This window comes from Catenulispora yoronensis (genome assembly GCF_039531695.1).
GTDB lineage: Bacteria > Actinomycetota > Actinomycetes > Streptomycetales > Catenulisporaceae > Catenulispora > Catenulispora yoronensis.
Window position 1 is genome coordinate 1 of the sequence record NZ_BAAAQN010000015.1, and the last position, 13,272, is coordinate 13,272.

General features: G+C 65.9%; 14 protein-coding genes, 1 tRNA gene and 2 pseudogenes. 7 read left to right on the top strand and 10 right to left on the bottom strand.

Annotated elements, in window-relative coordinates:
* The 7 genes from ABD481_RS14830 to ABD481_RS14860 all read right to left on the bottom strand — a co-directional run.
* A partial coding sequence (locus ABD481_RS14830; protein ID WP_344666222.1) for a hypothetical protein occupies positions 1 to 550 on the bottom strand: 550 nt, incomplete at its 3' end.
* Between the two features lie 316 nt (positions 551 to 866).
* A complete protein-coding gene (locus ABD481_RS14835; protein WP_344666223.1) occupies positions 867 to 1,784 on the bottom strand; it encodes a zinc-dependent metalloprotease in 918 nt (305 codons plus the stop codon).
* A 68-nt stretch (positions 1,785 to 1,852) separates the two neighbouring features.
* A complete protein-coding gene (locus tag ABD481_RS14840; protein ID WP_344666224.1) occupies positions 1,853 to 2,746 on the bottom strand; it encodes a GNAT family N-acetyltransferase in 894 nt (297 codons plus the stop codon).
* The gene (locus ABD481_RS14845; RefSeq protein ID WP_344666225.1) at positions 2,743 to 3,387 is read right to left on the bottom strand and encodes a GNAT family N-acetyltransferase; all 645 of its coding nucleotides are present in this window, start codon (positions 3,385 to 3,387) and stop codon (positions 2,743 to 2,745) included. Before ABD481_RS14845 ends, ABD481_RS14840 begins: the two co-directional genes overlap by 4 nt.
* The gene (locus ABD481_RS14850) at positions 3,384 to 4,883 is read right to left on the bottom strand and encodes an APC family permease (RefSeq protein WP_344666226.1); all 1,500 of its coding nucleotides are present in this window, start codon (positions 4,881 to 4,883) and stop codon (positions 3,384 to 3,386) included. The genes ABD481_RS14845 and ABD481_RS14850 overlap by 4 nt, the downstream gene beginning before the upstream one ends.
* A gap of 60 nt (positions 4,884 to 4,943) precedes the next feature.
* Complete coding sequence (locus tag ABD481_RS14855; RefSeq protein WP_344666356.1) at positions 4,944 to 5,603, bottom strand: GOLPH3/VPS74 family protein; 660 nt, start codon at positions 5,601 to 5,603, stop codon at positions 4,944 to 4,946.
* A 223-nt stretch (positions 5,604 to 5,826) separates the two neighbouring features.
* Positions 5,827 to 6,537, bottom strand: a complete 711-nt coding sequence (locus ABD481_RS14860) for a hypothetical protein (RefSeq protein ID WP_344666227.1) — start codon at positions 6,535 to 6,537, stop codon at positions 5,827 to 5,829.
* A 216-nt stretch (positions 6,538 to 6,753) separates the two neighbouring features.
* Between ABD481_RS14860 and ABD481_RS14865 the strand changes: the two genes are divergently transcribed.
* A complete protein-coding gene (locus ABD481_RS14865) occupies positions 6,754 to 7,992 on the top strand; it encodes a helix-turn-helix domain-containing protein (protein ID WP_486323363.1) in 1,239 nt (412 codons plus the stop codon).
* Entirely contained in the window at positions 7,989 to 8,864 is an 876-nt protein-coding gene (locus tag ABD481_RS14870; RefSeq protein WP_344666229.1) for a phosphotransferase family protein, read from the top strand. Before ABD481_RS14865 ends, ABD481_RS14870 begins: the two co-directional genes overlap by 4 nt.
* 134 nt (positions 8,865 to 8,998) lie before the next feature.
* On the opposite strand, the gene ABD481_RS14875 is transcribed toward ABD481_RS14870, so the two are convergent.
* Positions 8,999 to 9,382 (bottom strand): VOC family protein, encoded by a 384-nt coding sequence (locus ABD481_RS14875; RefSeq protein WP_344666230.1) that lies wholly within the window; start codon positions 9,380 to 9,382, stop codon positions 8,999 to 9,001.
* 974 nt (positions 9,383 to 10,356) lie between these two features.
* Between ABD481_RS14875 and ABD481_RS14880 the strand changes: the two genes are divergently transcribed.
* Together ABD481_RS14880 and ABD481_RS14885 are read left to right on the top strand one after the other, a co-directional pair.
* Entirely contained in the window at positions 10,357 to 10,794 is a 438-nt protein-coding gene (locus ABD481_RS14880) for an ElyC/SanA/YdcF family protein (RefSeq protein WP_344666231.1), read from the top strand.
* Complete coding sequence (locus ABD481_RS14885; protein ID WP_425559178.1) at positions 10,769 to 10,972, top strand: WbqC family protein; 204 nt, start codon at positions 10,769 to 10,771, stop codon at positions 10,970 to 10,972. The genes ABD481_RS14880 and ABD481_RS14885 overlap by 26 nt, the downstream gene beginning before the upstream one ends.
* A gap of 6 nt (positions 10,973 to 10,978) precedes the next feature.
* Here the strand turns inward: ABD481_RS14885 and ABD481_RS47365 are convergent.
* Positions 10,979 to 11,676: pseudogene (locus ABD481_RS47365) on the bottom strand (DUF5753 domain-containing protein).
* 81 nt (positions 11,677 to 11,757) lie between these two features.
* On the opposite strand from ABD481_RS47365, the pseudogene ABD481_RS14900 reads away from it, so the two are divergent.
* Positions 11,758 to 12,156 (top strand): annotated as a pseudogene (locus ABD481_RS14900) (alpha/beta hydrolase fold domain-containing protein); the annotation flags it as partial.
* On the opposite strand, the gene ABD481_RS14905 reads toward ABD481_RS14900, so the two are convergent.
* Positions 12,141 to 12,216: transfer RNA gene (locus tag ABD481_RS14905), tRNA-Met, on the bottom strand. The pseudogene ABD481_RS14900 and the gene ABD481_RS14905 overlap by 16 nt on opposite strands.
* A 170-nt stretch (positions 12,217 to 12,386) precedes the next feature.
* Between ABD481_RS14905 and ABD481_RS14910 the strand changes: the two genes are divergently transcribed.
* Positions 12,387 to 12,950, top strand: coding sequence for a hypothetical protein (locus ABD481_RS14910; protein WP_344666233.1), 564 nt, complete (start codon positions 12,387 to 12,389; stop codon positions 12,948 to 12,950).
* Between the two features lie 115 nt (positions 12,951 to 13,065).
* Positions 13,066 to 13,242, top strand: coding sequence for a hypothetical protein (locus ABD481_RS14915; protein ID WP_344666234.1), 177 nt, complete (start codon positions 13,066 to 13,068; stop codon positions 13,240 to 13,242).
* The last annotated feature ends 30 nt before the right edge of the window (positions 13,243 to 13,272 follow it).

Here is a 13,272-nt window from a genome sequence, read left to right on the forward strand (position 1 = left end):
CCAGCACTGTAATCATCGCGGTGAGGATGCGTGCATGTACGGGGTGCGTTTTGGCGGTGGCGCCGACGGGGTGTGTGGCCTTGTAGGCGGCGTGCAGGTCAGTAGCTTGCTGTGGAGTTAGGGCAGGCGGAATGAAATTGGGGGAGATGCAGTGCTCGGCCAGTCGGGAAGCAACGTCGTTGCGGTCTAGTCGTAGGGCCCATGCGATTTCGCTGCTGGCTGTGGCCAGCCCGAACTTGATGTGTAGCTTCATGAGTATCTTCGAGAGCTGATCGGGCTGGGCTGTGTCGGCAAAGTGGCTGAAGCCGCTGCTCCTCGTTGCCTTGTATGCCGCGCGTAGCTCCGCGGTTTCGTTGGGGGTCAGCAGCGGCGCCGAGCGGCCGGGCTGAGGGCCGTAGAAGCATCCATGGTCACGTAGAAGCTGATAGACCGTCTCCAGGTCTATTCTGTAGATCCTGGCGAGCCGGGGCGGCTCGATCCCATCCAGCAGCCCCTCGACGAGAGACCGCCGGAGTTTACGCTTCGCGCCGTCTGTGGTCGGCAGGGTCATTTATACAGCCGTGTCATGGGTATGTGCGCCGGCTCAAGAGTCATTGACTGGGCGTCTTTCATTGCGATGTCTGGCAATGTCGGCGTTCGAGGGAACTTCGGTGAGTTCTTATCTCGTCTCGAAGCTGGTGAGTCCGTATATGCGGGTGTCGGCCAGGCCAGTGCATACCGGTGCTTCCCCCGGTGGGGGCAGTCCGAGCCCCGCGGCCTGTCCCACCGGGCAGCGTGGTTGGTTTCGGGGACGCCGATGGTGGTCCACGCCGGTGGTGTGTGGTTGCTGATAGGGCTGCGCCAGGGCGCATTCCGTGGTCGGGGGTCTATGCGGCTATGCGCCGGCACCACCGCTGCGGGTCGCGGATCTCCCCTAGTGCAGGGAGGTTTTCTGGCCCCGCCCAGGCCAGCTCGTTGAAGGTCGCCCATCCGAGTGTCGCCGCAGCGCTGCGCACGAAGGCCTCGCCGTCGTGGTAGTGCCTGAGGATGCGTCGAAGGGGAGCTTGCGCTACCCGGTCACGAAGCGGCCCTGGATGGTCGGCGAAGGCGCGCAACTGCTCAACCGGAAGCTCCGGCATGGCGTCGTATTCGGCGACCGTCGCGTGGCCCTCGATCAGCGCACGGAGGGCCAGGTCCTGCCCCCTCAATGCCTTGATCCACTGCCGGTTGCGGGCGCTGCGGGCTTCGTCCAGGTCGACGACGAGGCGCTGGCGTAGGCTGGCGATCCACGGCCAGCGCAGGTATTGGAGACGGTGCGTCTCCTCGTGCAGGCAGATCGCCATCGCCAGATGATCGACAGTCAGCTTATGGGCCTCGGCTTGGACCGCGCGGCGCATCAGGCGCGGGGCGTTGATCAGCAGGTACGGCATCTCGTTCGGGTTCAGGTCATTGAACAGCGCGGTCATCCGGTTGGCGGGGACCGCCATGGCCTTCCCGTACAGCGTGGATCGCCACCGGCTGGTCCTGGCCTGCCGAGGAATCAGGGATTTGAGTGTGTCGATCTGTGCTTGCAGGATGCCCAGGTAGTCGGTGATCTCGATGCGGCAGTCCTGCTCGGCAGGCAGCGGCATCCCTATCCAGTCGGCGGCGGCGCCGCGTGCCGTCGCCGCCATTTTGGGCAGGTCGACGGCCAGCTGGGCGAGCCGGGTATCGGTGGTGTTCTCCAGGCCCGGGTTGCGGTGGCGGGCTGCGGTAGCGTGCGCCAGGTCGTAGTCGATGCCGGCGGGCCTTGTGGTGTTCTGCAAGGGGTTGTTTCCCAACGTGACTGGAGCCAGGCGCAGGCGTGGCCTGCGCCTGGTGCTCTGCTCGATTCTTATCCCGCGTTGAGGCTGGTCAGGCCGTAGATGAGCTTGTCGGCGGTCGGTCGCACGGGCAGGCGGCCGGGCCGGTACATGCGGATGGTCTCGGCCAGGTGGGACAGGCCGCGGGACTCGGCCAGGTCCCGGGCGGAGCGGTTGGTGTCGGGGACGTCGATGGTGACGGAATCGGCGTCCAGGCCGCGGGCGATCTCGCACAGCGCGTCGAACAGGGTCGCGGCAATGTCGCTGGCGTCTGCGTACAGTGGGCCAATGCGGTAGCCGTGGCGGGCTGGGCGTAGCAGGCCGTAGCCGCGCACGCGGCCGCTACGGTCGCTGGCGACCCGGGTGTAGCGTTCGGGGCCGGATGTGAAGGCCAGGGCGAAAGGGTGTCGGTCGGCCTGGAAGCATTCGGCGTCCAAGGCGGCCATCTGCGCCCGGTCCGCGTTGGTCGGTGGGGTGCAGGCGATGTGGGGGTTGGGGATGCGGCCGGGTACCGGCCCGGTGAAGTGCAGGGTGCGCCATGTCGTGATGAACCCGGCCTGCCAGTAGTACTCGACGTCGTCAGGTGCCGCGTCCGCCCCGATGGTGCGGTCCTGGGCGTGTGCGAGTGCCGCGTTCATGGTGGCGGTGCGCAACCCGGGGTCGGGGTCGGGGTGGGCGGTGAAGTAGCTGCCGAGGTGGGCGTAGCCGTCGTCGTAGTTGATGATGCTGACGGCCGTGGCCGGCTGGTCGTGCAGCAGCCCGATGAGGCAGCCGGCCGGGTCGAGCTCCCACGCATGCTGGAAGTCACCGACGCCGGGGTTGTGGCCGGCGGCGGCCGCCCAGGTTTCAACGGTGCGCCAGATCTCGGCGTCGGCCTGCTCCACCCGCAGACCCGGCACTACCGGTGGTGTCCGCGATGCAGTCACAGTCCGGCTCCCTGCCCGCTGGCATTCAGCGTCGGCGCCGGCGCTGCCTGGCGCAGCATCGGGAACATGACCGGCCCATCCGGCAGGTGGATCGGCTCGCCGTGGTCGGTGTAGCCGCAGGTCAGATACAGCTGCCGTGTGGCCGGGTCGCTGGCCTCCAGGTAGGTCGCGGCAGGGTCGGCGCCCTGGTCCAGGCGTCGGTGGTGGGTGGCGAGCAGCGCGGTCCCGATGCCTTGGCGCTGATGGTCGGGATCGACGGCCAGGATCGCGAGATGCTCATGGCGCAGGCCGACCGGATGGTGCTTGGCCAGCAGCTCCTCGAAGATGCGGAACCGGGCGGCCCAGGGCCCGGTCACCACGGCCAGGACCGAATCCCACCCAGCGGCGTCGGGCTGGTTGGTGGTGCCGGGCAGCCACAGGGCGGCGCCGGTGCGCTCGGTGGTGGTGTAGATGCAGCCGCGCCGGTCGGCATCCTCGACCAGCAGCCGGAAGTAGGCGGGGAGCACCGTACGGCGGGCCTCCGGATCGGGAATCAGCCACACCGAGGGCGCCAAATCGTGGAATGCGTGGGCGATCAGGGCGCCGAGGGGCTCGATGTCGCGCGGCGTGCCGAGGACGATCTGGTGGTGGTCGGGGCTCATCGTGCCGCGCTTTCCGCCGATGCTGCGGGGATGCCGGAGCCGGCGGCGGGCTTTGCCGCGGCGGCACCGCCCAAACCGATCGCGGCATAGGCCTGAGGATGGATCCTCTTGAGGATCAGGGCCCAGGCGATGCCGAACACGGCAGCGATGCCGAACAGGGCGGGCAAGATCCGGGCAGCGGCTGACCCGGGCGGAACGTTCAGCAGCATCGCGTAGTGCATCACGCACAGCACGACCATCACTGTCAGCAGCGTCATCGCTGTCGCCGGTGCGATGAGGCGCTGCCAAAGGCTCTCACCGCCAGGCTGGATAAGCATGTAGCGCACCACGGCGGCGGAGGTGGAAACCAGGAGCAGCAGGATTCCGAAGCCGCCGGTGGTGCCGCCCCAGAAGAACAGCTGGCCGACTGGGTCCCAGTGCGCCACGACGGTCACGGCGATGGCGGTGACGCCCAGCAGGCTCTGCACGAGCGAGGCGGTCGCCGGCACACCGGTCTTGCCGCTCCTGCCCATCGCCGCCGGCAGCACCCGCTCGCGCCCCAGCGTCCACATGTACCGGCCCACCGCGGTGTGGAACGCTATCGCCGCCGCCAACAGGCTGGTAAGGAACAGCGTGCGAGCAGCGGAGGCCAGCACGCCCGGGGCCATGGCGAACAGCATCGTGGGGCTGGCCGGGCTCTGCGCGATGGCGACCACCTGGGTGCCGTAGTGGACATCCAGCGCCCACGCTGCGGCGGCGTAGACCACCGCCACCACCCCCAGCGAGATGTAGGTGGCTGCCGGGATGGTGCGTCGCGGGTCGCGGGCCTCCTCGCTGAAAACAGGTCCTTGCTCGAAACCTGTGAAGCCCAGCACCGCCACCGCCAGCAGCGCGCCCAGCCCGGACAGGTGCATGCTGGTCGGGGACAGCGGGGCCGCGCTGATATGGCCGCCGGCCGGGTGGGACAGGCCGTTCACCGTCAGCACGGCGATGATCGCCAGCTCGATCATCGACAGGAAACCCAGCAGCCTGCCAGACAGGTCCACCCGCACCAGGCCCAGGACCGTCACCACCGCCCAGGTGCCGAACGCCCACACCCACCAGGGCGCGGCGAGATGCAGGTTGTCGGCGGCGAAGGCGGACAGCGACGGGCCGATCATCCCGTACAACCCGACTTGCAGCAGGTTGTAGGCGACCACCGCGATCAGCGCGGCGCCCACCCCGGCCGGCCGTCCCAGACCGTGGGCGATGAAGGCATAGAAGGCCCCGGCGTGCGGGATCCGCCGGGCCATCGCCGTATATCCGACCGCGAACACCGCCAGGACCGCGGCGACGACCAGGAACGCGGCCGGCACGGCCGTCAGGCCGGTGGCGGCGTAGGCGGCGGGCACCACCCCGGCGGTCACAGTCAGCGGGGCGACACCGGCCAGGATAAAAAACAGCACCCCGGATATGCCTAGCCGGCCGCGCGCCAGCACCGCATCAATACCGCCGCCAGCAGGTGATCTTCTGGGCATGAGAACTCCTTGATGAGTGAATAGGCAAGCAGGACAGGGAAGTGGTGGAGCAAACCGGGGTCAAGGGGAGCGTTGGCTGGTGACAGCACTGGCCACCGCCGCGGTGGTGTGGTTCAGCAACTCCAGCAGCGGCGGATGCTCCGTCAGCGGGGTGAGCACCTCGGCCATGGCCGCCGGGTCGGCCAGCAGGCCGCGAACATTCCACAGCGCGGGATGATCCAGCCCGGTGGCACGGGCCAGGCCGAGCAGCAGTAGGTGGGGTGTTTCTGCGCGCCCGTTGCAGACCTTCGTGTCCACCTCGATTGCTGGCCACGTCGCGGTGACACTGTCCGCCGGAATCCACCGGCCCGCCCGGCTGAACGGTTTCAGCCGGGACGGCTTGAAATACATCTGCTTCCGGGCGCCCAGACCGTTGCCTATCCGCTGGGCTGCGCTGCCGCCGAGGAAGTCCAGCCAGTCCCGTACTGGCCGGCCCGGCTCCGCCTTGATCGCACCGAGCACCTCACCGAGCAGACCGGATATCGGCTCCGACTCGGAGGCGGCGGTAACGTGCATGATCGTTCCGTCCGTGACGCGGATAGCGTCGCGTCGCGCGAGTTCTGCGAGCTGGGCGCAGGCCAGGCCCAGGCCCAGAATCCGGCCGGGCAGACGCGGCCGACCAGAAGGGTCGTCGTGGACCATGAGGAAGAAGTCGTCGAACAGCGTCCCGGTGCGCGTCATCACGGCTGCATCCCCACCAGCGGCCCGCCGACCAGGCGGCAATACCAGTTCGTGATCATCAGATCCTCCATGCGGGAACAGGTCAGGTGCGCACTGTGTGCGGGCAGCAGGCATCAACCAACGGCGGAACACTGCGGTCCAGACCGGAATGGGCTGGCGAGAGGCAAGCGGTGGATCGGCGTGCCCGCCCGGGGAGGCGGGTCCTCAGGCGGGCATGCCGGGTCTAGGAGGGCCCGCTGTCCGGCTCCTCCACCAGGTAGTGGGCACGGTCCTTGAAGGAGTCGCTGGTGCCGGCCTCGATCTGATCGGCAGCTCGGCGCATCGCCATCGCCCTGAGCGGGTCCCGAGACTTCTCCATCTGCTCAGCGTGCTCCCGCAGACGTTCAACGATCTCGGTCCTGCTGCCGGCGTAGGTCAAGACTCGGTTGATGCGCTCGTCATGCACGGCGCTGCTCCTCACATGATGGTCGGGCGGCAGGTCGGTGGTGTCCCTGTCGTTGGCGGTGGCTGTGAACCGCAGCACGGCATCGGCAGGGGTTTGCGAGCAGGTCTTGGCCGCCTCCTGGATCCGGAAGACGACCTGCCGGTCCGGCCCGTACAGGAACGCCGCCGTCGCCCCGGCGCCGGTGGTGCATGTGCTCCACAAGCAGCAGGCGACCTGGTAGGCCTCGCAAGGGTCGGCCACGTAGCCCAGGAAGGAGCGGACCCGCCGGTATCCCTGCTCATCCCGCGCCCACCACAGCTCGATGAACACCATCGTTTGGCGACAGCCGGAGGGCCAGACCGGGGCCGCCAACGGGATCACCACGTGCGAACGTCTCGGAACTGCTCCGGGCGTCTGCCAGGCAAAGCCACGCGCCAGGTCACCCGTCACGTCGAGCATCGGCGAGGCGGTGGTCCACTCCAGCAGGGCTTCGGCTCTGCTGCGCGGCATCAGTTCGACGCCAACACCCCCGGAACTGCGCAGAAAGACCTCAGCCGGGGCCGACGATCGACGATCGTCGCTTTCCGCTAGGGCTGTGCCAACAGCGTCCACCGGTGCGTCGTCAAGGCTGCTGGAACATCTCGTCGTCACAGCCCCAGTTCTAACCGTGACGGAGATCGTGCACAGTCGCCACAATTAGTAGCCGCTTTTCAGTATGCTGCGGCCATGGCTATCGGGGCTCTGATACGCGGTTGCCGGGAGGCGCGTGGGTGGTCTCAAGACGACCTCGCTGACGCGCTCAACCACGTGTTGGACACGCCGACGATGACGCGCTCGTTGGTATCCCGGTATGAGTCCGAACGCCGCTTACCAGCGTCCGACAAGCTCCTAGCGGCGCTGGCCGGAGTCTTTGGCGTGGACAAGCAAGTGCTACGTGCCGAGGTTAAGCTCTCAAGGGTGAAACGCAGAACCCTTCTGGCGGCAGCGGCGGGCGGTCTGGCTGCGGCACAGACCGACCTGCTGGCGGCGATTCGACCGGCACCCCCACCAGCGTCTGTGAGCACCGAGAACATCAAGGAGGTGCGTCAGGCTGCGGAATGGTTCACGGGCCTCGATCACACGTATGGCGGCGTGCTCGTCCGAGAATCGTTGCTAGCGCACTTGCGCTCATCTGTCCAGCTCCTAAACGCCAAGTGCCCGCCGCGGTTGAAACCCGACTTGTTGAGTGCGGTCGGCTACCTTGGCGGCGTCGGAGGCGCGATGGCCTTTGACGCGTTCGTTCACGACGAGGGCGAGCAGATGTTCAAGTTCAGCCGGTCGTGCGCCGAGGAGGCTGGCGACTGGCATCTCTACGCCAAGATGTCCAGTTGGCTGGGCCGCCAAGCGATCTGGCGTGGCGATCCGGCAGCCGGGCTCGGCTACATCGATCTTGGGTTGCGGCGCGCCGAATGGTTAACAGCGACCGAGCAGGCGATGCTTTATACCGCCCGCGCTCGCGGGTATGCAAAGCAGGGGCTCGTGCGGGAAACCTTGGAAGCGGTTGACGCGGCCGACAACGCGTTCTCCAAGGCATCGCCGACGGAGGACCCACCATGGATGGCGTACTACGACAGCGCGCAGCACCACGGTGATACCGGGCATGCCCTGTTCGACCTGGCCGTGAAGCATAGAGCCCCGTTCCATGCCGCCGAACGGCTGCACACCGCAGTGCAGGGACACACCGACAGCTATGCACGCTCCCGGGCGATCTCACGAACCAAGCTCGCGACGCTTACTATGGTTACCGGAGACCCCGCTGAGGCGGCCAACATCGGTACCACCGCCATTAGGGAAGCGGGCAGGATCAAGTCACGCCGGGCGGCCGCTGATTTGCGCGAACTGAAGGTTGCGGCCGGGCCGCATGCAACGATGCCAGCGATTCAAAAACTTCGCGACCGCGTCGAAGCACTGGTTGGCAGCGCGTGACCGACTTGGCGGTGCTTGCCGAGGCCTGCCTTCTCGCTGGTCTGGACGCTGTCGACGCTCGCCTGGTTCGCGAGGGTGAGAACACTATCTACCAGCTACGTAGTTCCATATACGTTCGAATCTCTCGACCCGGCCAGCAGGCTGCTGCGGTACGCGAAGTCGCAGTGTCACGGTGGCTAAATGCCGCCGGGGTAGCCGCTGTTTCAGCGGTCGGGGATATCCAACAGCCGATCATCTGCCGCAACAGGCCGGTAACGTTCTGGACCGAGATCCCTAGGCATCGGCCGGGATATCCGGCCGAAATCGCAGCGGTGTTGGCGAGGCTCCACGCCCTGCCTGTGCCGGAGAATCTTTCGCTGGGATACTTGGATCCGTTTGTTCGTCTCCCTGAGCGCATCGCCAGCGCGGATATCGCCGAGGACGACCGAATTTGGCTCTTGGAACAGATCAATACACTCCGCGTCCAATGGGACGCTTTGATTCCGGGTCTGTCGACGTGTGTAGTACACGGAGATGCCTGGTCTGGGAACGTCGTCTCTGTCCTCGACGGGGGAAGAGTCATACTCATGGATCTCGAACGCTGTTCGGTAGGGCCGCCCCAGTGGGATCTAACGTCCACGGCGGTAAAGGTAACTACCGACGGCCGACTCACCCGCGCCGAGTACGAAGCATTCGTAGAGGTGTATGGCAGCGACGTAATGGAGTGGAATCATTTCACACTCTTCCGCGACATACGCGAGCTCCGGATGACCACTTTCGCCGTGCAAGCTGCCGGGCGTGGCGGCGAGTTCCGTCGTGAGGCGAAACTGCGTATTGCCTGCCTACGGGGCCGATCCGGCGATCGGCCTTGGAGCTGGACCCCGATAAACTGACCGCTGCTGCAAGCGTAGACAAAATGGTTGTCATGTGAGTTATGGCGGGCAATGCCGCTATGGCAGGCCTCTGTGAAGCGGGGAAGGATAGTTAGCAGTATTGCGCCGGCATCCGTTCGACACCGCTCCATTTCCTACCCCTCAACCATGTCGTATGCCTCTCTCAGCTCATCTGCGCTAGGGAGAACGAGGAATTCATTGCCTTCCGGGTCGGCCAATGTCGCCCACCCTGCGAGCGGCGCACGCCTGTCTTGAACTAGTACGGCACCCTTAGCGATCAGTTCATTCACCTGCTCGCGAAGCATTTTCCCGGGCGCCGTTATCAACTCAAGGCTGAAATTTCCAATCCCGCGCTCAGGCGCTAGGCGAAAGCTCACTCTAGTAGCGCAAGGGGGAATTTCTATGTACCAGTGCTGCTCTGCTTCAAAGACTTCTAGATCAAGCAGTTGTCCCCAGAAGGCGGCGAGGGAGGCAGGAGTCAGGCTACCCACTAAGATGCCGTTGAATTCTACGCTCATTTTGATGCCCTACCGAATGTGCTTGGCCGGCTCAGCCGGCCAAGCACATTCATTGCTATTCGCAGGAGTATGTGACGGGGTCACTCCAACCGAAGGCGGAGCCGGTGGTCCCCTGAACGGTTACCAGAGCTACACTCATGAAAGTGCGAAAGTCGTAATCGTTCAATACGCTGAGGCAGTTATACGGTGCGCTAACCAAGTGGTTATCGCAAGACCTCCAACCGTCATCTTTGGATGCCCGATCTTGCCAGACGCCGTCCTCAAATTGCTGGAGATACACGATCCTGTGACACTGGGCGGCGCCAGCGCTGCACGAGTTAATCTTTCCTTGGGCGTAGATGGCCGAGTAGGGTGTGAGCTTGAATGGCGTAACAGCCTGCACGTCACAGACTACCGCCCCGTTTGGAGAGGCGTTGCCCATTTGCGCGGTGACGCTAAAGTGCTTCGGGGGATGCTTCCCGCCCGAAGGCGTCGCTGCTGACGCTGCGTGGGCGCCAACACTTCCTGCGACGATCATGCACAGTACGGTAAGTAGTCGCAGTACGATGCTTCGTGTCCTCACGGACCCTCCCATTGGTAGTGGCTGGATGGTGGGGACTCTGGCGGTCGGGTGTCCTACCACCCGGCCGCCTCCCCTGAATCAGGGTTCTGCGAACCCACAAGTCGTGATCCTCCCAGCACTCAAGGTGACAGTCAAGGTTTCATTACGGTCTCTGATCTGCATCATTTGACATACTCGGGACTGGGACTGATTGGGCACATGCGGTTCGCACCGGGAGCGACGGCCTCGCCCTCTGACGGGTTTAGTGTTCTGTGACATGAGTCACACTGACTCTCGTGCTGCTGCGACGCCTTTATGGCTCCCTGGCTGGTTTGGCATCAGCGGCCGGGTTTTGCTACTCAGCATCACTGCATGTACTCGGTGGGGATCAGACTCCGCTCTCTAAAGCCCCTGAGAATTCAGCCACCCCCGAGTGCTGCATGACCGCCTTGCAAGCGGCCTGGCTCGGGTTCGTATCCCGGACTCGGCGACGATGATCGAGGATGAGGCCACCAACAGCGGCGCGAACATCACCCTGTCCAGACAGCTTCTGCTTCAGGCCGGCATCCGACCGAAGTCTGTGATGCTCATCGCCATGCCGTTCATGGAGCGGCGCGCCTTCGCTACCTGCCGGGCCCAGTGGCCAGAGGTCGACGTGATCTGCTCCTCCCAGCCGATCAGCTTCGCCGACTACCTCGCCTCCTGCGCCGACCCGCGTCATGTCCTGTGCGACATGGTCGGCGACCTCCAGCGGATCATCGAATACCCCAAGCACGGCTACATGATCGAGCAGGTCGTCCCGGGGGAAGTCCATGCCGCGCTCAAACGTCTCATCGTCGCCGGATATGACAGTGTCCTACCCAAGTCCTGACCCCCGGCCATCGGTGGCGGCGGTCGCGATCCGCCAGCCGAACTTGTTCCCGAGGCTGTCTACCCTGGCCAAGCTCTACGCCTCCGACACCCGTGTAGTGCTCGACGACGTCCAGTTCAATCGCCGTGACTGGGCGGACGCTGCCTCCGGGGTCGGGCTCTCCCTCTCGTGGGGGTGATGTGAGCTATCCGAGCACGTCAAGCGCTGCGGCGATGAGGCGGCGAGCATCGGCGCCGAAGACGGCGATGGCTGCCAGCTCGTTGAAGGCTTGCTCGTACAGGGCGATCTCGCGCGGCTGAGTAACGGTCAGATATCCGGAGACCATCTCCGCCGAGACCTGCTCAACGTCAAAGATCCAAAAGGCCTCGACCGGCCAGAGGGCGCGCGGAACGGTGTCCGGGATGATGCCCAGCCGGACGTTGGGCAGAGTCTGGACGGTAAGCAGGTGCCCGAGCTGCGCAGCCATCGCCTCGACGTCAGCGATCAGGAAGCGTAAGGCGCCTTCCTCGATGACGAACGCGAAGGTCTTCGTGGGGTCGTGCAGGAGCTTTGGCGCTCCGTGCGGACCGCGACGGCGGCGGAAACGTCATCGACCAGGCCGCGGCGCTGCTGAATTGAGCGAAGCACAGCGGTTACATATTCAGGTGTTTGGATCATGCCTGGGATCAGCGACGGGGAGTACGCCCGAAAGACGCGGGTGCGCTCGAACAGTGGCCTGACCTGTTCTTGGGCGACCTTGAGCCCGGAGCGCTCCATGCGTCGCCACTCCACCCACATCCCCTCAGGATCGCGTTTCGCATCCGCCACGACCGCAGACCCTCGGTGGCACGGGCGACCGACTCGGTCGCAACATGACCCTGCGTTCAGCGGAGGTCCTGCCATTCCGCGGTACTGGCTCTGACCGGCCGCCGATCATCCACGACGAGGCTGCAACGACGGGAGGCGAGCAGGCCGGTGAACACCATGAACGCCAGCGCGAGGTGGGGTAAGGACCACGTCGTCGGGCAGGGGGCCGAGTCGGCTCGGTGGCGTGCCGGTGCTTCAGATCGCCATCGATGGGACCGCGCCGCGCGGCACGCTGATGTGGTTCCACGGCGGTTCTACGTCTTCGGCTCGCCACGCACTTCGGTGGCGCTGGCGTCCGACGTCGCCCGCCACGCCGGGATGCGCGTCGTGTCAGTCGACTACGGGCTCGCCCCCGAGCGCCCGTTCCCGACCGCGCACGACGACGCGCTGGCCGCCTACCGCGCACTGCTGGACGCCGCCGATCCGGCGCGAATCGCCGTCGCCGGGAAGTCCGCCGGCGCCGGCCTGGCGATGCCCGCGCCGTTGACACCACAAGCCCGTGGCGGGAGCCGGATTCGAACCGGCGACCTCGGATTTATGAGACCCGCGAGAACGACCGAACTTCTCCACCCCGCCGGGACCGTAGTCGCTGGTGAGCAGCATGAAGCGCGAACGGTTTTCCTGCGGAAGCCCGGGGTTCCGGACGATCGAGCGAACCCCAGGGTTCGGGACGCTACTGCGGCGGAGCCCCACACGGCATAGCAGAACAATGGTTTGTGTCAGTGGTCTGCGAGATGCTGGCCCTCGTGGGGTGCATACTCGATCCGGCGGTGGTGCCGCCACACACCGACGCGAAGACGTGGGCCCGGTTCTGTGCCAAGACCGTGGTCACCAGCGACCACGTCATCTGGGTGGCCGGCCTGTCCGACGGCTACGGCACTTTCTACGACGAGCGCTTCCGCGACGTCGACCTGGAGCTGCTGAACCACAAGCCGACACTGACCGCCACCCGGTGGCACTACACCGCCTGGAACGGTCCGATCGAGCAGCGTCAGCGCATCATGCACCGGTGCGAGCTGCCGATCTGTGTCCGGCTGGACCACCTGGAGCCCGGTACCCAGCAGGCGAACATCAAGACGGCCGCGGCACACGACCGTCTCGTCCGGCGCCGCGGCCGGGTACGCGTGGACCGGGCCGACGTCCGTGGGGCCGCCGCCCAGTCCCGAGCCGTCCGGTTCGCAGTGCTGGAGGCGGTCAACAGCGGCGTCACCGACCCGACCGCGTTGAGCCTCGTGGTGGCGGCGGCCGTGGCCCTCGGCGACCCTGACGCACTGTCCGCTCAGGCCCCGCTGTTCCTCCTGACCTGGTGAGCCAGGCTTCGATACCAGATCCTCAACCCCAGGGCCAGCAAGGATCACCGATGATCGCCGGTCCGCCCAGGCCGCGGGCCGCCCGCCGCCGGTGCAACGGCCAGGAGCGGGCGACGTGATCGCGCACTTCGCCTCCGGCGAGGCGATCGTGCGCTACGAACCGGCACCGCCGATGGCCGGAGCCACCGGCGATATCGAGGCGCTCTCGATGTGGGCCGGACAGAGCGTCGCACTCGCGAACAAGTCACAGCCGACGGCGGATATCGTCGCCGAACTCACCTCTCATCTGTAAGGACACTCGTGAACATCTTCACGCTGGCGC

Excerpts from the sequence above, each read along its gene's own strand:
- ABD481_RS14875 (WP_344666230.1), bottom strand. The coding sequence starts at position 9,382 with ATGAGCGTAGAATTCAACGGCATCTTAGTGGGTAGCCTGACTCCTGCC.
- ABD481_RS14850 (WP_344666226.1), bottom strand. The coding sequence starts at position 4,883 with ATGCCCAGAAGATCACCTGCTGGCGGCGGTATTGATGCGGTGCTGGCG.
- ABD481_RS14865 (WP_486323363.1), top strand. The coding sequence starts at position 6,754 with ATGGCTATCGGGGCTCTGATACGCGGTTGCCGGGAGGCGCGTGGGTGG.
- ABD481_RS14845 (WP_344666225.1), bottom strand. The coding sequence starts at position 3,387 with ATGAGCCCCGACCACCACCAGATCGTCCTCGGCACGCCGCGCGACATC.
- ABD481_RS14885 (WP_425559178.1), top strand. The coding sequence starts at position 10,769 with ATGACAGTGTCCTACCCAAGTCCTGACCCCCGGCCATCGGTGGCGGCG.
- ABD481_RS14855 (WP_344666356.1), bottom strand. The coding sequence starts at position 5,603 with ATGACGCGCACCGGGACGCTGTTCGACGACTTCTTCCTCATGGTCCAC.
- ABD481_RS14860 (WP_344666227.1), bottom strand. The coding sequence starts at position 6,537 with ATGCCGCGCAGCAGAGCCGAAGCCCTGCTGGAGTGGACCACCGCCTCG.